This window comes from Bradyrhizobium sp. 63_E2_N1_3 (genome assembly GCF_052076005.1).
Taxonomy (GTDB): Bacteria; Pseudomonadota; Alphaproteobacteria; order Rhizobiales; family Xanthobacteraceae; genus Bradyrhizobium; species Bradyrhizobium barranii.
Genome location: NZ_CP197235.1, coordinates 8172145 through 8189688 on the forward strand (window position 1 = coordinate 8172145; position 17544 = coordinate 8189688).

Genomic DNA, 17544 nt, shown 5'->3' on the forward strand with positions numbered 1-17544 from the left:
CCCTTGAAAGGGCACGGAGGCAACCTAGCAACGGCCGGTGTCCTAGTTGGACCATGTAAAATTCACCGGCTTCAGCGCGGCGAGCTCGGGCCGCTCCTTTCGCAGCTTCGCCAGTTGGACGGCCGTCGGCCTTGTCTCGAAACTGCGTTGCTGCCCCGGAAAGACGGTCGCAACGTAATACAGTCCGGGGGCGGGAAGATCGATCTTGGGCGTATGCACCGGCACGAATCCCATCGACGCGCCATTCGGGAGATAGGTGCCCGGGCGCCCCGTCGTCGTATAGTTTTGCAGCTCAAGCCCCGTCGTTCCGACCGCGACTGGAATCGCAACAAAGCCGTCCGGAGCAACGCTGATCCCTCGCGCATTGATCGCGGGAAAACCGTTGTGAACGAACTGAAGATAGTTGATCGTCTCGCTGCCGCCGTTCGCGACCAGGACAATGGCCGTATCGCTCTTGACGGCACCGCCGGCCCGCACCGCTTCCGGATACATGGTCGACGCTACGTCCCCGGTCGTGTTGCAGCCAGCGAGTCCGCAGGCCACGACAGCTACAAGCAACAATCCCCGCATGTAATCGCGCCCGCCCCGTTCGAGCCGCATCGCTCGCGGCAACATCCCCACCGTCATTTTGCCCCAGGAATTCCGGAATCACCAGTCGAAGGTAGCTTCGGCGCCCCTATTCAACCACGGTGTTGGCGAGCGCAAGCAGCGAGGGCGACATGGTCAGCCCCAGCGCCCTCGCCGTCTTCAGGTTGATCGCCAGCTCGAACTTGGTGGGGTTCTGGACCGGCAGGTCGGCTGCCTGCGCGCCTTTCAGGATGCGATCGATGTAGTTGGCGGCGCGGCGGAGCTGCTCGGCGCTGTCGGTGCTGTAGGACATCAGCCCGCCCTCGTCGACGAAGGTGCGGCTCCAGAACACCGCCGGCACGCGGGCTTCACCGATTGCAGCCAGGAGCTGGGCACGATTGGCCATGGTGAAGAAGTCAGGCAGCACCAGCAGGCCGCCGTCCTTCCGCGAAGCCAGCGCGGCGATCGAGCCAGCGTCGTGAACCGGCGCTGCCTCGACCGACACGTGAAGCGTCCGTGCGGCGTCCTCGATCGTGCGCAGCATCAGGGGCGCGAACGGCGCGGTGGCAGGATTGTAGACGACGAAGACGCGGGACACTTTTGGCGTGACCTGCGTCAGCATCTCCAGCCATTTGCCGGCGAGCGGGCCGTCGTAATCGGTGAAGCCGGTGATGTTGCCGCCGGGATGAGCGAGGTTTTTGACAAAGCCCTGGCTGACGGGATCGGTGACGACGGCGAAGACGATCGGAATCGTCGTGGTGCGCTGGCGCAGCTCCTCGACCGACGGCGTGCCGACCGCGAGCAGGATGTCCGGCTTGAGCGCCACGAGTTCGTCGGCGAGGCGCGCGATGCGTGCCCGGTCGCCGGCGCCGCTGCGCCAATCGATCCTGAGGTTGTCGTGCTCCTTCCAGCCATGGGCGGCGAGCGTCTCGACCAGGATCGTGCTGCGGGCCTGCCCGATCGCGTCATCCGCGGCCGTGACCGAGAGCACGCCGAGCCGCCGCGTCGCGTTCGGCTGCTGCGCCAGCACCGAGGCCGGCAGCGCGGCGATCGTCCCAAGAAGCGCCAAAGTCTCGCGGCGGTTCATGGGACACGCCATCAGATCCAGCCCTGAAGCTCGCGCAGCACCAGGGTGCGGATCACGTCCATACCGGGATCGCTGTCGTTGAGACAGGGGATCGCGGAAAACTGCTCGCCGCCATTATGCTTGAAGATCTCGGCATTCTCCTGCGCGATCTCCTCCAGCGTCTCCAGGCAGTCGGCGGAAAAGCCCGGCGTCACCACCGCGATGCGGCGCACGCCTTCCTTGGCCAGCCGCTCCATGGTCTTGTCGGTGTAGGGCTGGAGCCACTCGTCATTGCCGAAGCGGGACTGGAAGGTCAGCAGCAGTTTCGTCTCGTCCATGCCGAGTCGGCGGCGCAGCGCATCGGTCGTGGCGACGCAGTGGGACTGATAGGGATCGCCCTTGTCGACATAGGATTTCGGCATGCCGTGGAAGGATGCCACGATCAGCTCCGGCGCGAACGGCAGCGTCGCTAGATGCGTCTCGATCGAGATCGCGAGCGCCTCGATATAGGCCTCGTCCTCGTAATAAGGCGGCGTCACCCGCAGCGTCGGCTGATTCCGCAAGCGGGCGAGCACGCGAAACACTTCGTCGCAGACCGTCGCCGAGGTCGAGGCGGAATATTGCGGATAGAGCGGCACGGCGAGGATGCGGTCGCACCCCTTCGCGATCAGCGCATCGATGCCCGACTTGATCGAGGGATTGCCGTAGCGCATCGCCCAGTCCACGACGACGTGGTCGCTGTCAGACAGTGCGGCCGCAAGCTTGTCGCTCTGCGAGCGCGTGATGGTCTTCAGCGGCGACTCGTTCCGCTCATTGTTCCAGATCTTCTGATAGTCCAGCGCCTTGGTGCGGGGACGGCTGCGCAGGATGATGCCGTTGAGCACGAACTGCCAGACCAGCCCCTGGTCCTCGATGACGCGGGCGTCCGAGAGGAACTCCTTGAGATAGACCCGCACGCCGGGCGCATCGGCCGTATCGGGCGTGCCGAGATTGACCAGGAGCACGCCGACGCGCCGCAGGCTGGACCGGACGGCGGGCTTTTGCGCTGCGATGGGGGCAATTGTCGTCATGATCAGTTGCGTCGCGCGTTGCTCCGAACTTGTCAAGATGAGGTCGATTTCGCTAGGGTCGCGCCCAAGCGGGGAGGGGCTGATGACACTCGCGGAATTCTGCGTATTGGGAGCGCTGCTGCTTTATCTGGCGACGATCGTCTCGATCAAATGGACGCGGTTTCGCATCTTCGACAATTCCCGGCCGCGCGACCCCGCCTTCTTCGAGGATGCGCTGGCGCAGCGCGCGCTTGGTGCCCACCAGAACGGCATCGAGACCTTTCCGTTCTTCGCCTTCGCGGTGCTGCTTGCCGAATTCCGGGATTCGCCGCAGCGGCTGATTGACGAGCTCGCCGTGCTGTTCCTGATCGTGCGGATCGCCTACGTGCTGACCTATCTCGGCAACCGCCCGACACTGCGCTCGATCCTCTGGAGCATCGGTTTTGCGATCAATCTCGGGATCTTCTTCATGCCGGCGTTGAAGCGGTTTTTGCCGGTGTGATCTTTCTTCCTTCTCCCCTTGTGGGAGAAGGTGGCGCGCGTAGCGCGACGGATGAGGGGTATCTCTCCGCACGATTCAATCGTGAGAGGTTTGCTCGCGGAGAGATACCCCTCACCCGTCTCGCCGCTACGCGGCGAGCCACCCTCACCCACAAGGGGGGAGGGAAAGAGCAACCTTAAAAACACGTCGTCCGTTCGGCGGCGATGTAGCCGAACAGCAGGCCCGCGCCGAACAGCAGCACGAGAGCGGCGGCGCCGAATTCGATGCCGCGCATGAACAGCGCACCGCCGCCGTCGCGCCCGGCGCTGAGGCGGGCGGCGATGTCCTTGGCGGAGACGGCGACGACGGCGATAGCCGCGACCGTAATTGCGGTACCGAGTCCCATCAGCAAGGTCGCGGCGATGCCGGCCCAGAACAGGCCCTGCGCGAGCGCGAACACCAGCACCAGGATCGCGCCCGAGCAGGGCCGGATGCCGACGGTCAGGATCGCAGCGAACCCGCGCCGCCAGCCGCCGGGACCGGCGAGCTCGCTCGGCGTGGGGCCGTGGGAATGGCCGCAATGCTCGTCATGGACGTGGTCGTGCCCGTGGTGGTGATGGGCGTTGGCGTGACCTTGGTCGTGATGATGGTGATCATGACCGTGATCGTGGTCGTGATGATCATGGACATCATGGTGATGGCCGTGATCGTGATGGTCATGCGGCACGCCGGCGATCGCCGGCACCGGCTGGACCGCCTGCAGCGCGCGGATGAAGGTGCGGCCCTTGACCCAGACCAGCCGCAGGCCGAACAGCGCGATCAGGCCGTAGCTCGCGATCTCGATCGCGCCTTCCGCCTTGCACATGGTCTTGGCGGTGGCGTTCAGCACCCAGGCCGAGATGCCGACGATCAGGATCGCCACCAGCGACTGCATCAGCGCCGAGGCAAACGACAGCGCGATGCCGCGCCGCGCGGTCTCGCGGTTGGCGACGAGATAGGAGGCGATCACCGCCTTGCCGTGGCCGGGGCCGGCGGCGTGGAAGATGCCATAGGCAAAGGAGATGAAGAGCAGCGTCCACACCGCCGAGCCGTCGGACTTCGCGGCGCGAATGGTCGCCGACATCTGGCGATAGAATTCCGACTGCTTTGCCAACAGCCAGCCAATGACGCCGCTGGCCTCGGGCTCCGCGGCCTGCGCCGGGCGTGGTGCACCGAACGGATTTTGCGCGAGGAGATCGTGAAGCGCGGCGTCCGCCACACCGAGCACGACGACAGCCGCAGCGCAGGCAAGCAGCCCGCGTGCGAACGGGGAGAGTTGCGGCTTCAAGGGCAATCCACCGTGATCTTGTTGGCGAACATCATGCCGAAATTCGAGTTCTCACCGTTCAGGAAGGTCTGCTCGTTGAGCTTCTGCGCGGCGGCGGAGCCGTCGTTGGGACGATCGAGCTTCATCTGGCAGCCGGCGGGCGCGCCGACCAGCTTGACCGGATTGTCCTTGGCCATCTGGAAGTCGATGAAGTAGGAGCGGTCGAACACTTCGAGCACCAGCTGCTTGGGCTTGACCGGGTTCTTCAGCGGCAGCGTGAAGTGCAGGGTCAGCACGGTATCCTTGTAGTCGAGGAAGTAGTCGACCGGCTCGTTAAAACGCTCCTTCTTGCCGTCGCCTCGCGCGAAGGTGAAGTAGGCGTATTCCTTCAGCGACTCGACATTGGTCTGCGCCAGCGGCCCCAGCTCCTCGCGCGTATAGGCGCCCTTGGTCTTGCTCTCGAGCCCCTGCAGGGCATAGGCCGAGAACATGTCATCAAAGGTCCAGGCGTGGCGGACGCCGGTGATCGAGCCGTCGGCGGCGTAGAGCAGCTCGCTGGTCGCGGTGATCCAGACATGCGGATGCGCCCGCGCCGCGCCGGCTGCGAACGTCATCGCAGCGGCGAGCAACAGGCCGAACAGGGCACGCATGCCCATCAGGCTGCCCTTGCGCCATCGAGCAGGCCGCGCCGGCGGAGCAGCGCGTCGGGCTCCGGCGGGCGGCCGCGGAAGGCTTCATAGGCGGCCTCGGGATCGACCGATCCACCCGAGGAGTAGATGTCGTCGTGCAGGCGCTTTGCCACTGCAGGATCGAAGATGTCGCCGGCCTCCTCGAAGGCGCCGAAGGCGTCGGCGTCCATCACCTCCGACCACATGTAGCTGTAGTAACCGGAGGCATAATGGTCGCCGGAGAAGATGTGGCCGAACTGGGTGGGGCGGTGGCGCAGCGAGATCTCCTCGGGCATGCCGATCTTCTCCAGCTCCTTCTTCTCGAAGGCGCGGACATCCTGCGCGGCGGAAGCCGGCTGGGTGTGGAATTCGAGATCGACCAGCGCCGAGGAGACGAACTCGACCGTGGCAAAGCCCTGGTTGAACTTTCGTGCGGCGAGGAAGCGCTGGAGCAGATCGTCCGGCAGCGGCTCGCCGGTCTGGTAGTGGCGGGCGAACTGCTGCAGCACCTCGGGCCGCTCCTGCCAGTGCTCGTAGAGCTGGGACGGCAGCTCGACGAAGTCGGTGAACACCGCGGTGCCCGAGAGTGACGGATAGGTCACATTGGAGAGCATGCCGTGCAGGCCGTGGCCGAACTCATGGAACAGGGTCCGGGCATCGTCGGGCGACAGCAGCGAGGGCTCGCCGTTCGCGCCCTTGGCGAAGTTGCAGACATTGATGACGAGCGGCGCGATCTCGCCGTCGAGCTTCTGCTGGTCGCGCAGCGAGGTCATCCAGGCGCCGGAGCGCTTCGACGGCCGGGCATAGTAGTCGCCGTAGAACAGCGCCTTGTGCTTGCCGTCCGGCCCCTTTACCTCCCAGACCCTTACATCCGGGTGCCAGGCCGGCACGTCCTTGCGCTCCTCGAAGGTGATGCCGAACAGGCGGGTGGCGCAGTCGAAGGCGGCGGCGATCATGTGATCGAGCGTAAGATACGGCTTGATCGCGGCGTCGTCGAAATTGGCGCGCTGGAGGCGGAGTTTTTCGGCATAGAAGCGCCAGTCCCAGGGCGCGAGCTTGAAATTGCCGCCCTCTTCCGTGATCAGCGCCTGCATCTCGTCGCGGTCGGAGAGCGCACGCGCACGCGCCGGCTTCCAGACCCGCTCCAGCAGGCCGCGCACCGCATCCGGCGTCTTGGCCATGGAATCCTCGAGCCGGTAGGCGGCGAAGGTCGGATAGCCCAGAAGCTTGGCGCTCTCCTCGCGCAGTTGCAGGATCTCGACGATGGTGCCGTTGTTGTCGTTGGCATTGCCGTTGTCGCCGCGCGCCGTGAAGGCCTTGTAGACCTTCTCGCGCAGGTCGCGGCGGGCCGAGCTCTTCAGGAACGGCTCGGTCGAGGAGCGCGACAGCGTGACGATGGCCTTGCCGTGCATGCCGCGCTCTTCCGCCGCAGCCTTGGCGGCGGCGACAAAGCTCTCCGGCAGGCCCTCGCGGTCGGCCTCCCCCAACTCCATGAACCACTCCTGCTCGTCGCCAAGCAGGTGGTGGCTGAAGCCGGTGCCGAGTTGGGCGAGCTTCTCGTTGATCTCCGCCATCCGCGCCTTCGCCTCTTCGGAGAGGCCGGCGCCGGAACGGTGGAAACGGGTGTAGGTGCGCTCCAGCAGGCGGAGCTGCTCCGGCGAAAGACCAAGACCGGCGCGGTTCTCGTGCAGATGGGCGATGCGACCAAACAGCACGGCGTTCATCATGATCGGATTCCAGTGCCGCGCCATCCGCAAGGAGACCTCCTTGTCGATCTCCAGGATGGCCGGGTTGGAATGCGCCGAGACGAGGTCGTAGAAGACCGCCGCGACCTTGGTGAGGAGCTTGCCGGAGCGCTCCAGCGCCGTGATGGTGTTGGCGAAGTCGGCGGCCGCCGGATCGTTGGTGATCGCCGCGATCTCCGCGGAGTGATCGGCGAAGGCCTGCTCGAAGGCGGGCAGAAAGTGCTCGGGCTTGACCTCGTCGAAGGGCGGGGTCGCAAACGGCGTCACCCAGGCCTTCAGCAGCGGGTTGGTCTCGGGGTCCGTGGTTTGGCGGGGGTCTGACATCGCTAGTCCCGGTTTTTGTGGTTCGATTGTTGGGGTCAGCTATAGCACGCGATGGGGCTTTTTTGGGCCATTTGCCCTTGCTCCCGGCCGCCTTTTCGGGGAGATTGCGGCCCTCGAAGCCACGGACCCCAGAGCTCATGAACGCGCCTGTCTCCTCTTCCCGTCAGATCGTCTGGCCGAGCGTCATCACTGTCGTCAGCGCCGCCATCCTGATCGGCGCCGAGGTGTTCGGCGCCGCGTTCGCCGGCGGCTGGGCGCTCGCGATCCTGTTCGGGCTCGGCGAGCAGGGCACGCACATCCTGCAGGCTGTGCTGTTCGCGCTCGGCGTGCTCGTGATGACCGCGTTCATCCGCGCGGCTCAGCGCGTCGAGCCGTTCACGAAGCGCCGCTGACGCTTCCTCGCGCGCGCAAGACGCGCGCACGGCTGAGAAAACTTAACGCGCGTTCATCTTCCGCGCCGCTCGTGCAACACTGCGCAAGCAGATGTTAGGCAATTCTGTCCTCAGCCTAAAAAAATTCTTGCGAAGCTGAGTCAAAACGCTTATGTGCGCTCTTGCCCAATTTCGCACGTGCCTGTGGTCGTGTGTCAGTCGGTAGGTATCCGGACAAGAGGCCGGACAGCCGCCAAGGGGTGAAGAAGCCGAGGGGCTCTTCGGAAGTGCGGAAGTCGCGAGACCGAAAGGTCGGACGAGGAAGCAAACCCGGAGCGTCCAGCATCTCTCTCAAAGAGATGCCTAGTCGAAGGTGACTTCACTTTTTGCAACCGTGACTGGCAGCCGGAGGCGAACCGGCGCACCCCGCTCTCAACGGGGGACGCGACTTAAAGCAACGACGGATCGGGCTTTTTTGGTCTCTACCGGCAGTCCAACGCCGGCGCGGGCTACTGAAAAGGCTTGTCCTTCATTGCCAGGTGTGCGGGCGGGAACAATCCCAACCAATCCACGGCAGCACAGTCTGGTTTGAGTCTTTGGCTCGTCGCGCCTCCATCGCGCGATCTGGCCGGAGCGCTCTTATCCGACGACATTTTTTGAACGGATCCCCGTCGCTGGGCCGTTTGGGAGAGTGCTATGACCGAACGTATTCAGGAATTCCTGCGCAACCGCCGCAGCGAGGGCCGGGACACCGAGCCTTGCCTCGTCGTCGACCTCGAGGTCGTGCGCGACAATTACCAGACCTTTGCCAAGGCGCTGCCCGACAGCCGCGTGTTCTATGCCGTCAAGGCGAACCCGGCGCCGGAAGTGTTGTCCCTGCTAGCATCCATGGGCTCCTGCTTCGACACCGCGACAGTCGCCGAGATCGAAATGGCGCTGGCCGCAGGAGCTACGCCCGACCGCATCTCCTTCGGCAACACGATCAAGAAGGAGCGCGACATCGCGCGCGCCTTCGCGCTCGGCATCCGGCTGTTCGCGGTCGACTGCGTTCCTGAGGTCGAGAAGGTCGCCCGTGCCGCTCCCGGCGCGAAGGTGTTCTGCCGCATCCTCTATGACTGCGCCGGCGCCGAATGGCCGCTGTCGCGCAAGTTCGGCTGCGACCCGGAAATGGCTGTCGACGTGCTCGACGTTGCCAAGCGCCTGGGCCTGGAGCCGTGCGGCATCTCCTTCCATGTCGGCTCGCAGCAGCGCAAGGTGAAGGCGTGGGACCGTGCGCTGGCGATGGCCTCGCAGGTGTTCCGCGACTGCGCCGAGCGCGGCATCAACCTCTCTATGGTCAACATGGGCGGCGGCTTCCCGACCAAGTACCTGAAGGACGTGCCGCCGGTGGTCACCTACGGCCGCTCGATCTTCCGCGCGCTGCGCAAGCACTTCGGCAACCAGATTCCGGAGACCATCATCGAGCCGGGTCGCGGCATGGTGGGCAATGCCGGCATCATCGAATCCGAAGTCGTGCTCATCTCGAAGAAGAGCGACGAGGACGAGGTGCGCTGGGTGTATTTGGACATCGGCAAGTTCGGCGGTCTCGCCGAGACCATGGACGAGTCGATCCGTTACGCCATCCGCACCCCGCATGACGGTGCGGACATGACGCCGTGCGTGCTCGCAGGCCCGACCTGCGACAGCGCCGACGTGCTGTACGAGAAGAGCCCGTATCCGCTCCCCGTCACGCTCGAGATCGGCGACAAGCTGCTGATCGAAGGCACCGGGGCCTATACGTCGACCTACTCGGCGGTGGCGTTCAACGGCATCCCGCCGCTGAAGACGTACCACATCTGATTTGCCACATCTGATCCGCCTCTCGTTTTGAGGCCTGACGAACCCGGGAGCCGGTCCGCCGGCTCCCTTCCTGACATTGCCATTCTGACGACGTCTTGAGCCGGCGTGCTTCTCGCACGCGGGTTCAAGCGGGGACTGACGCGCCATGACTGCTTTTCGGAAGCCACAAGTCGCCCTCACTTCGAAAGCCGCTCCGTTCGCGATCCGTGCGGAACGTGCTGCCGACGTCGCCGCCCGTGAAGCGCTGCTGGATACAAGCTTTGGCGAGAACCGCCACGGCCGCACCTGCCAGCGCCTGCGCGACGGACGTGCACCTGCCGCAGGCCTTGCCCTGTCGGCTGTGCGCGAGGGGACACTCGTGGGAACCGTGCGGCTGTGGCACGTCAGCGCCGGAGGCAGGCCCGCTTTGGTCCTCGGACCGCTGGCGGTGGACCCTGCCTTCCGCGAGCTCGGGATCGGCGCCGCGCTGATGCATCAAGCGCTGGCCGCCGCCCGGGCGCGCGGGCATGCCGCCGTGATCCTTCTCGGCGATGCCCCCTATTACGCCCGCTTCGGCTTCTCGCCCGAGAAGACCGGCGCATTGATGCTGCCCGGCCCGTTCGAGCGCGATCGCCTGCTGGCGATCGAATTCCAGGCCGGTGCGCTGGATGGCGTTGAGGGGATGATCGTGCCGACCGGCACGGCCCTGCCCAAACGGAGGGTAGTTCGCGCCCTCCAGGCGCACGCGGCCTAAGGGATTGCCATGATGGCGACGACTTAAGCCGCGTTCCGCGGCGATGCTCGCGCGTGCCCGTTCCTTTGGGGTTGCGCGGGCCTGAGAAACGCCCTTTAACCCGCCAACACCCCGTTCAGTCGAGGCCCACGACCATGTCCCGTCGCCTGATCTCCACCGGCTCTCCCCTCGAGAAGACTGTCGGCTACAGCCGCGCCGTGATCGACGGCGAGTTCGCCTTCGTCGCCGGAACCACCGGCTATGACTACACGACGATGACGATGCCATCAGATGTCACGAGCCAGTCACGCAACTGCTTCAAGACCATCGAAGCCGCCCTGAAGGAGGGCGGATTCGAGATGGCCGATATCGTCCGTGCGACCTACTACGTCACCGACGCCAGCTACATCGATGCCCACTTCGCCGTCTGCGGCGAGGTTCTCGGCGATATCAGGCCGGCTGCGACATTGCTGGTCGTCAGCGCCCTCGCCAAGCCCGAGATGAAGGTCGAGATCGAAGTCACCGCCAAGCGCCGCAGCGTCTGACAAGCGCCGCAGCGCCTGATCCACCCCCCACCCTTTGTCTGCCAGCACGTTCCGGAGAAACCATCCCATGAGCCACCCCTCGCAGATCTACGCGAAGATCACTGGTCCCATCGTCATGGTCGGCTTCGGCTCCATCGGCAAAGGAACGCTGCCGATGATCGAGCGGCATCTCGACTACGACAAGTCGCGCGTCACCGTGATCGATCCCAAGGACGAGGGCCGCAAGGCGCATTGCGAGAAGCAGAACGTCCGCTTCATCCAGAAGGCCGTGACCCGGGACAATTACCGGGAGTTGCTGACCCCGCTGCTCACCGAAGGCGGCGGCCAGGGTTTTTGCGTCAATCTCTCGGTCGATACCGGCTCCACCGACATCATGGAGCTCTGCAATGAGCTCGGCGCGCTCTACATCGATACCGTCAACGAGCCCTGGCTCGGTTTCTATTTCGATTCCTCGAAGGGCCCGGAAGCGCGTTCCAACTACGCGCTTCGCGAAGTGACGCTGGCCGCCAAGAAGGCGCGCCCGGCGGGCTCGACGACGGCCGTCTCCTGCTGTGGCGCCAATCCCGGCATGGTCTCCTTTTTCGTCAAGCAGGCGCTGCTCAACGTCGCCGCCGACCTGAAGCTCAATGCCCCCAAGCCGAAGACCAAGGCCGAGTGGGCCGATTTGATGCGGCAGGCCGGCATCAAGGGCATCCACATCGCCGAGCGTGACACCCAGCGCTCCAAGTCGCCGAAAGAGCCTGATGTCTTCGTCAACACCTGGTCGGTCGAAGGCTTCCTGTCGGAAGGCGTGCAGCCGTCCGAACTCGGCTGGGGCACCCATGAAAAATGGATGCCCGAGAATGCGCGGACCCACGAAGCCGGCTGCGGCGCCGCCATCTATCTGATGCAGCCCGGCGCCAACACGCGCGTGCGCACCTGGTGCCCGACCCGCGGCGCGCAGTATGGCTTTCTCGTCACCCACAACGAGTCGATCTCGATCTCCGATTACTTCACGGTGCGCGACGCATCGGGCACAGCGGTCTACCGGCCGACCTGCCACTACGCCTACCATCCGGCCGACGATGCCGTGCTGTCGCTGCACGAAATGTTCGGCCGTGCCGCGAAGATGCAGGAAAAGCACCACATCCTCGATGAGAACGAAATCGTCGACGGCATCGACGAACTGGGCGTGCTGCTGTTCGGCCACGACAACAATGCCTATTGGTACGGCTCGCAGCTCTCCATCGAAGAGACCCGCCAACTCGCGCCCTATCAGAACGCCACCGGCCTGCAGGTGACCTCCGCCGTGCTCGGCGGCATGGTGTGGGCGCTGGAAAACCCGAACGAAGGCATCGTCGAAGCCGACGAGATGGATTTCGATCGTCTGCTGGAGATCCAGCTGCCGTATCTCGGCCCGGTGAAGGGTTACTACACCGACTGGACGCCGCTGACGGATCGTCCGGGACTGTTCCCGGAAGACATCGACACGAGCGATCCCTGGCAGTTCCGGAATGTCCTGGTGCGCTGACCTCTCAGCGCTTCCGGTTGATAGCGATGCCCGGCCTTGTGCCGGGCATTTCTTTTTGCCGACCTATTTCGCCAAGTAATCGAACGCCACGCTGCCGAGCCCGAGCGTCAGGTCCGCTTTGAAATGCAGCGCCGAGACCACCTCGCGCACCGGCAGGCGGGCGACGTCGCAGAGTGCGTGAGGAAACAGGCCGAGCGCGGCAGGGCCGGTCCATGCTTCCTTCAGCACGACGTCATCGAGATGAAACCGCACCAGCTCGCAGATCCGCGGGCTGCCGTCGACATGCGGGATGATCTTCAGGATGAAGTTCGGCGCCGCCATCGATTTCAGCACCATGTCGTGGTCGACCTTGCGGTGCTTGTAGCCCATCGTGGCCGAAGCGCAGAGGACCGAGCCGTAATGCAGCGAGCCGACCAGGACGTCGCTCTCGATCTCGATCTTGGGCCTTGCGAGCTTTTTCGGAAAGCCCCACAGCTCGCGGCCGCCGGCGATCGGGGCCTCGTCGTCCAGATACATCGCGTGGGTGTAGCCGCCCTCCTCGCCCTTGAAGCGGACCGGAATCACCTGCCCGGTTTCGGTGTAGTCGCCGAATCCGGTCGAGTCGGGCATGCGGATGAATTCGTATTTCACCACCGGCTCCGCCACCTCGAGCGGCTCGGGCACGATGGCGGCGAGGGCTTCGGGATCGGTCCTGTAGGTGATGATGAAATATTCGCGGTCGAAGAAGCGATATGGCCCCGGCGGGAATGCCGGGTTGGTGAGCGGCATCGAATAAGCGGTGCGGCGGACGTCTTCGATCTTCATGGGAGGCCCCATCTGTCGTTGGCGCGACAGATTATGGAACGGGCCGTCTGCCGAGGCGAGATCAAATGCGCGTCACAATACGCCGGCCGCCGGGCTACTTCTCCTTGATCGGCGGCGCGATCTTCTCCGCGGGCGCCGCCGGCAGTGCCGGCTTGGTCGCCGCACCCTGCGTCTGCGGATCGGGGCGCGCGGGCTCGGGGGCCGGCGTGGTCGGCCGGTCGCCACCGGGCTTGGCCTGCGCGGGCGTCTTGTCCTGATCGCTGGACGGCGTGCCCTGGAGCGGTTGCGTCGCCTGCGCCGTCTGCGTCCGGCTTTCGGCCCGGATCTGCGCCAGCGATAGACCTGACACCACGACGCCTGCTGCGAACAGCGAGCAGGCGATCATCAGGTCGCGTTTCAGTCTGCGCTTGTCATTTGGGCCGGGCATGTCGATCACCGCCTTTGTCCGCGGGACCAACGAACTTGCCCGACTGCGGTTCCATGGCGGACGAGGCGGGAACCGTGCCTTCGCGCGCCAAAACGCCACGCTCAGTCGGAGGTGTTGACTTCCCAGGTGGCGTGGCGGACGCCCGGCAGGTGCTGGAGATCGGTCGCCACCGCGTTCAGCTCGTTCGGATCGACTGCGGTCGCAACCAGCTTTGCGACAATCTCGATCAGGTCATCCCCAGTCTCAACCACGTCGATATCGGCCACCGGATATTTCGCGGCCTCCAACTTGTCGACGAGACGGTCGCGCATGTCGGGCAGGGCGTCGGCCGCGACGGCGAGCTTGAAATAGTAGGTCGCCTCCGAGGTCTTCTCGTTCAGCGGAATGCGGTTGATGGCGTTGACCAGCGGGCGCAGCATGGTGTTGCCGGCGATGACGAACACGGTCAGCGCGGCCGCCTGCGCGACCATGTCCGCGCCGGCACAGGAGCCGACGGCGGCCGAGGCCCACAGCGTCGCCGCGGTGTTGAGCCCGCGCACGTCCATGCCCTGCTTCATGATGACGCCGGCGCCGAGGAAGCCGATGCCCGAGACAACATAGGAGATCACGCGGACCGCACCGTCGGCGCCGGTCAGGTGCATGGCGAGATCGACGAAGGCGGCAGCACCGACCGCGACCAGCACGTTGGTGCGCAGACCCGCGGTGCGCTGGCGGTACTGCCGCTCGGCGCCGATCAGCGTGCCCAGCACGAAGGCTGTGAACAGGCTGACCAGCGTGTCGGCGAAGTCAGCAATCTGGAAGGTCGTCAAAAACCGCATGGTCCCTCGCACGGGTTGGCACACGATCTATGCGAGAGTGCCGACGAGGTCAATTTGAACGGGCACCGGCTGTGGAAGCCGATGCCCGGTCGTCTTGCTTTCTCCGCCTTAATGAGCGGCCGCGAGCAACATCTGCTGGGGCGGCGTGTAGTTCAGCACGGTGCCGCCGTTGCCGTCGGAGGCGAGCACGAAGGACGAGGCCGAGTATTGCGCCAGCAGGGCCCAGGAGTAGCTCTGGCCGCCGTCGGTCGTGACCGTCAAATTGTTCGCGCCGTCGACATCGACACTGCTGACCACCGTGTTGCGGAAGTCGATGGTGTCATCGGCGCCGAAATTGGCGATCGAGCCGGTCAGACCCGCCGGCGTGTCCAGCACCAGCGCTGCGCCGTCGGAGCCGCCGAAATCGACGTTCTGGAGCAGGCCGCCGGCGTAGACATGCTCGCTGCCGCCATCCAGATGCGCGTTCGAGACGTTGCCGCCCGCCCCGACATCCTGCTCGCCACCGCCGCTGACCGTCGTTGCGGTCGCAGCGCCTGCGACGAACTGATAGCCGCCATTGATCGTCGCGCTGCCGTCGGTAGCGCCGGCGTCCACGTACTGGAAGCCGCCGGCTGCGATCGTCGTGCCCGTTGTCGCGCCACCGGAGCCGACATATTGCCGCCCACCGGCATTGATGACGGTGCCGGCAGCGTGGCCATTGCCGAGCACCTGCTGATCGCCGTCGAGCACGGTGTCGGTGACGGTACCTTGGTAAACATCCTGGTAGCCACCCGCCGCGACCGTCGTTCCGGCGGCCCTACCGCCCTGATAGACGTGTTGGGAGCCGCCACTCGCGACGAGGACGCCATTCGCCGTGCCGTAATCGTATTGATTGCCGCCGGCGCCCACCGTCGTGCCCGTCGCCGTTCCGCTCAGATATTGCGTTCCGCCGTCGATCGTCGAGTTGACGTCGCGGCCGCCGGCGGCAACGGACTGCTGTCCGCCAGCCTTGATCGTGGTGTGGGCCGAGGTGCCGTTAGCGTAGACCTGCCCGAAACCGTACAACAGGGTATCTGTCGCACGCCCACCGGCGCGGATGTCCTGATAGCCGCCGGCTTCGATCATCGCGCCGGTCGTGCCGGTGCCAAAAACATGCTGCTGGCCGCCGTTCTTGACCACCGATCCGGTCGAGATGCCGTAGTCTTCTTCGATTCCGTTGCGCAAGACGGTCGCCCCGACCGAGGTGCCGCGGACAACAAGGCTCGGGTTGAAGGACGAGGAGGCCGCCGCGACGATCGCGTTCTCAAGTGAGGCGCCGCTCGCTAGCGTGTAGCCAAAGGCGAGAGGGATCGATTGCGACACGCCGGTATTGCCGGCGGCGTCGCGCAGACGGGCCGTCACATAGGAAAGTCCGGTTGCCGGAGACAGATTGTCCAGCCGCCAGGTGCCGTCGGCGGCGCTGGTGACTGCGTGATCCGTTGGACCAAACGACAAGGTGAGCGCGGAGGTCGCGTCAGCCAGGTCGAGCGTGCCCCGGACGGTGATCGAAAAGGGCGTTGCATCGGAATTTTCGATGCTCGTGATCGCGAGGACGGGGGCGGTCGCATCGACCGTAAAGGTGAATGCGGGCCCGGGGTTGCTATGGTTGCCCAGGCTATCCGTGGCGGTCGCGGCGTAGCTGTAGGTCGAGCCGTCCTGGAGGCCGGACACGCCGAGGCTCCAGCTGCCGTCGCTGCCAACCGTGGTGACGCCAACGACGGAATTGTCGCCGGCATTCGTGACCGTGACGGTGTCTCCGGCATTGCCGGAGCCGGACAGGGTCGTCATCCCGCCATGGAAGTGCGCCGCGTTGATGTAATTGTTGCCGTCCGCACCCGGCGTCACGTCCGCATCGACGATCGTCAGGGCCGGAGGCGTGCGGCTGATCGTATATTGCGTGGTGGTCGAATTCGGCGCGGTGAGGAAAACATCCTCGCCGGTCGAGGAGTTGCTCGTTGTCCACTCCACCACCACGTCGGCTTTTCCGTCTCCATTGAGGTCACCGACGGTGATTCCGTTGGCGCCCGAAGCGAGCGGCAACGTCACCGCCGGGCCGAACGTGCCGTCACCGCGACTGTAGAAGGTCGAAAGCGTATTGTTGCTGCTAGCGACCACGGCGAGGTCCGTTTTACCGTCGCCATTGAAGTCCGCGGCCGCCAAGTTCCAGATGGGCGCCGGTGTCAGGAAGGTCTGTGGCGACGCGAAGGTGCCGTCGCCGTTGCCGAGCAGGATCGCAATCGAGTTGTTGGTTCCGAGTGCAAGATCAAGCTTGCCGTCGCCGTTGAAGTCGCCGCTGATCGTTCTGGATGAGGTGCCGGCCGTGATCGGGGATTGGAACGTGCCATCCCCGTTGCCAAGCCGCACGGCAACCGGCGAACTTGACGAGTCCTGCACAAGCAGATCGATCTTTCCATCGCCGTTGAAATCTCCGCTTGCGAAGGCGTTGGAGGCATTCGTGGCAATGGGCGATCCGAAAGAACCATCGCCGTTACCGAGCAGCAGCGACGTGCCGATGTTGTTCGACATGATCACGTCGGCCCTGCCGTCGCCGTTGAAGTCGGCAAACGCCCTGATATTGCCGCCAGTGCTGCCACCCGTCGCATACTTCGTCGCCGCCGCGAACGTGCCGTCGCCATTGCCCAGCCTGACGTCCAGGGTCCCGGTGAAGATGTTGCCCATCAGGACGTCCAGCTTGCCGTCGCCGTTGACGTCGCCGAGTCGAATCGACGATTCCAGCTCCGAGGCGCCGGTCAGCGAGGTTTGCTTGAACTGGCCCGTGCCGTCATTGGTCCTGACATCGAGAAAATATGCGGAAGCGCTGACGGTTCGGATGTACACCATATCCTGCTTGCCATCGCCGTTGACGTCGCCGACCGCCGCCGTGTTGATGATGCTGAAGCGCGGGCCGGCCATCTGCGACTCGGACTGGAATGGCCCGATATAATAGCCGCTGGAATCGTGCACATTGGTGCCGGTCAGTTGCAGCCCCAGCGAACCGCTGCCCGAGCCGGTGTTGACCGTGACCGTGTAGCTCGCGCCGTTGCTGCCAGCCACCGGCGTGATGTCCGTGATGCCGGCACCATTGATGCTCCCCGTCGTGGCGAGGGTGAACTGATCGACCGTGACGCCGGACACCGGCTTCGAAAAGGTGACGGTGTAGTGCACGACGGACGCGTCGGTCGACGACGGATCGGTGCCTGTGATGCTGACGAGCGTCGGAAGAACGGGGATGAGTGGCATGGGGATTCCCTGGCGTGGCGCTTGATGCGAGGATTCGAATTGCACGCCGGCTCC

Annotated in this window: 16 protein-coding genes; 6 read left to right on the top strand and 10 right to left on the bottom strand. The window is 65.0% G+C overall.

Features of this window, described 5'->3' with window-relative positions; translation table 11 throughout:
- Positions 1 to 42: 42 nt before the first annotated feature.
- The 3 genes from AB7531_RS38830 to hemH all read right to left on the bottom strand — a co-directional run bounded on the left by AB7531_RS38830 (position 43) and on the right by hemH (position 2703).
- Positions 43 to 600, bottom strand: a complete 558-nt coding sequence (locus AB7531_RS38830) for a hypothetical protein (protein WP_225004714.1) — start codon at positions 598 to 600, stop codon at positions 43 to 45.
- Between the two features lie 76 nt (positions 601 to 676).
- Entirely contained in the window at positions 677 to 1654 is a 978-nt protein-coding gene (locus AB7531_RS38835; RefSeq protein WP_063985708.1) for an ABC transporter substrate-binding protein, read from the bottom strand.
- Positions 1655 to 1665: 11 nt separating this feature from the next.
- Positions 1666 to 2703, bottom strand: a complete 1038-nt coding sequence (gene hemH / locus AB7531_RS38840) for a ferrochelatase (protein WP_063985709.1) — start codon at positions 2701 to 2703, stop codon at positions 1666 to 1668.
- Between the two features lie 82 nt (positions 2704 to 2785).
- On the opposite strand from hemH, the gene AB7531_RS38845 reads away from it, so the two are divergent.
- Complete coding sequence (locus tag AB7531_RS38845; protein WP_063985710.1) at positions 2786 to 3184, top strand: MAPEG family protein; 399 nt, start codon at positions 2786 to 2788, stop codon at positions 3182 to 3184.
- Positions 3185 to 3359: 175 nt separating this feature from the next.
- On the opposite strand, the gene AB7531_RS38850 is transcribed toward AB7531_RS38845, so the two are convergent.
- The 3 genes from AB7531_RS38850 to AB7531_RS38860 are packed head-to-tail and all read right to left on the bottom strand — an operon-like array spanning position 3360 to position 7206.
- A complete protein-coding gene (locus tag AB7531_RS38850; RefSeq protein WP_187387826.1) occupies positions 3360 to 4490 on the bottom strand; it encodes a nickel/cobalt transporter in 1131 nt (376 codons plus the stop codon).
- The gene (locus AB7531_RS38855; protein WP_063985712.1) at positions 4487 to 5125 is read right to left on the bottom strand and encodes a DUF1007 family protein; all 639 of its coding nucleotides are present in this window, start codon (positions 5123 to 5125) and stop codon (positions 4487 to 4489) included. The genes AB7531_RS38850 and AB7531_RS38855 overlap by 4 nt, the downstream gene beginning before the upstream one ends.
- Positions 5125 to 7206 carry a M3 family metallopeptidase gene (locus tag AB7531_RS38860; protein ID WP_063985713.1) on the bottom strand — a complete coding sequence of 694 codons (2082 nt, stop codon included), beginning with the start codon at positions 7204 to 7206 and terminating at the stop codon, positions 5125 to 5127. Before AB7531_RS38860 ends, AB7531_RS38855 begins: the two co-directional genes overlap by 1 nt.
- A 137-nt stretch (positions 7207 to 7343) precedes the next feature.
- On the opposite strand from AB7531_RS38860, the gene AB7531_RS38865 reads away from it, so the two are divergent.
- From AB7531_RS38865 to AB7531_RS38885, 5 genes are all read left to right on the top strand, one after another.
- Entirely contained in the window at positions 7344 to 7598 is a 255-nt protein-coding gene (locus AB7531_RS38865; protein WP_063985714.1) for a hypothetical protein, read from the top strand.
- A 675-nt stretch (positions 7599 to 8273) separates the two neighbouring features.
- Complete coding sequence (locus AB7531_RS38870; protein ID WP_063985715.1) at positions 8274 to 9416, top strand: type III PLP-dependent enzyme; 1143 nt, start codon at positions 8274 to 8276, stop codon at positions 9414 to 9416.
- Between the two features lie 145 nt (positions 9417 to 9561).
- Positions 9562 to 10149 (top strand): GNAT family N-acetyltransferase, encoded by a 588-nt coding sequence (locus AB7531_RS38875; RefSeq protein ID WP_063985716.1) that lies wholly within the window; start codon positions 9562 to 9564, stop codon positions 10147 to 10149.
- A 134-nt stretch (positions 10150 to 10283) separates the two neighbouring features.
- Positions 10284 to 10673, top strand: a complete 390-nt coding sequence (locus tag AB7531_RS38880) for a RidA family protein (RefSeq protein ID WP_063985717.1) — start codon at positions 10284 to 10286, stop codon at positions 10671 to 10673.
- 67 nt (positions 10674 to 10740) lie between these two features.
- Positions 10741 to 12183, top strand: coding sequence for a homospermidine synthase (locus AB7531_RS38885; protein ID WP_063985718.1), 1443 nt, complete (start codon positions 10741 to 10743; stop codon positions 12181 to 12183).
- 63 nt (positions 12184 to 12246) lie between these two features.
- Here the strand turns inward: AB7531_RS38885 and AB7531_RS38890 are convergent, their stop codons facing one another.
- The 4 genes from AB7531_RS38890 to AB7531_RS38905 all read right to left on the bottom strand — a co-directional run bounded on the left by AB7531_RS38890 (position 12247) and on the right by AB7531_RS38905 (position 17490).
- Positions 12247 to 12987 carry an acetoacetate decarboxylase gene (locus AB7531_RS38890; protein WP_063985719.1) on the bottom strand — a complete coding sequence of 247 codons (741 nt, stop codon included), beginning with the start codon at positions 12985 to 12987 and terminating at the stop codon, positions 12247 to 12249.
- A 94-nt stretch (positions 12988 to 13081) separates the two neighbouring features.
- A complete protein-coding gene (locus AB7531_RS38895; RefSeq protein WP_063986723.1) occupies positions 13082 to 13414 on the bottom strand; it encodes a hypothetical protein in 333 nt (110 codons plus the stop codon).
- A gap of 101 nt (positions 13415 to 13515) precedes the next feature.
- Entirely contained in the window at positions 13516 to 14232 is a 717-nt protein-coding gene (locus AB7531_RS38900; protein WP_063985720.1) for an MgtC/SapB family protein, read from the bottom strand.
- A 108-nt stretch (positions 14233 to 14340) separates the two neighbouring features.
- The gene (locus AB7531_RS38905) at positions 14341 to 17490 is read right to left on the bottom strand and encodes a beta strand repeat-containing protein (protein WP_063985721.1); all 3150 of its coding nucleotides are present in this window, start codon (positions 17488 to 17490) and stop codon (positions 14341 to 14343) included.
- Between the last annotated feature and the right edge of the window lie 54 nt (positions 17491 to 17544).

Bases quoted from the DNA above. Each gene is read 5' to 3' on its own strand.
- AB7531_RS38900 (WP_063985720.1), bottom strand. From the start codon at position 14,232: ATGCGGTTTTTGACGACCTTCCAGATTGCTGACTTCGCCGACACGCTG.
- AB7531_RS38895 (WP_063986723.1), bottom strand. From the start codon at position 13,414: ATGCCCGGCCCAAATGACAAGCGCAGACTGAAACGCGACCTGATGATC.
- AB7531_RS38860 (WP_063985713.1), bottom strand. From the start codon at position 7,206: ATGTCAGACCCCCGCCAAACCACGGACCCCGAGACCAACCCGCTGCTG.
- AB7531_RS38880 (WP_063985717.1), top strand. From the start codon at position 10,284: ATGTCCCGTCGCCTGATCTCCACCGGCTCTCCCCTCGAGAAGACTGTC.
- AB7531_RS38855 (WP_063985712.1), bottom strand. From the start codon at position 5,125: ATGGGCATGCGTGCCCTGTTCGGCCTGTTGCTCGCCGCTGCGATGACG.
- AB7531_RS38890 (WP_063985719.1), bottom strand. From the start codon at position 12,987: ATGAAGATCGAAGACGTCCGCCGCACCGCTTATTCGATGCCGCTCACC.
- AB7531_RS38870 (WP_063985715.1), top strand. From the start codon at position 8,274: ATGACCGAACGTATTCAGGAATTCCTGCGCAACCGCCGCAGCGAGGGC.
- AB7531_RS38905 (WP_063985721.1), bottom strand. From the start codon at position 17,490: ATGCCACTCATCCCCGTTCTTCCGACGCTCGTCAGCATCACAGGCACC.
- AB7531_RS38865 (WP_063985714.1), top strand. From the start codon at position 7,344: ATGAACGCGCCTGTCTCCTCTTCCCGTCAGATCGTCTGGCCGAGCGTC.
- hemH (WP_063985709.1), bottom strand. From the start codon at position 2,703: ATGACGACAATTGCCCCCATCGCAGCGCAAAAGCCCGCCGTCCGGTCC.
- AB7531_RS38885 (WP_063985718.1), top strand. From the start codon at position 10,741: ATGAGCCACCCCTCGCAGATCTACGCGAAGATCACTGGTCCCATCGTC.
- AB7531_RS38875 (WP_063985716.1), top strand. From the start codon at position 9,562: ATGACTGCTTTTCGGAAGCCACAAGTCGCCCTCACTTCGAAAGCCGCT.
- AB7531_RS38835 (WP_063985708.1), bottom strand. From the start codon at position 1,654: ATGAACCGCCGCGAGACTTTGGCGCTTCTTGGGACGATCGCCGCGCTG.
- AB7531_RS38845 (WP_063985710.1), top strand. From the start codon at position 2,786: ATGACACTCGCGGAATTCTGCGTATTGGGAGCGCTGCTGCTTTATCTG.
- AB7531_RS38830 (WP_225004714.1), bottom strand. From the start codon at position 600: ATGCGGCTCGAACGGGGCGGGCGCGATTACATGCGGGGATTGTTGCTT.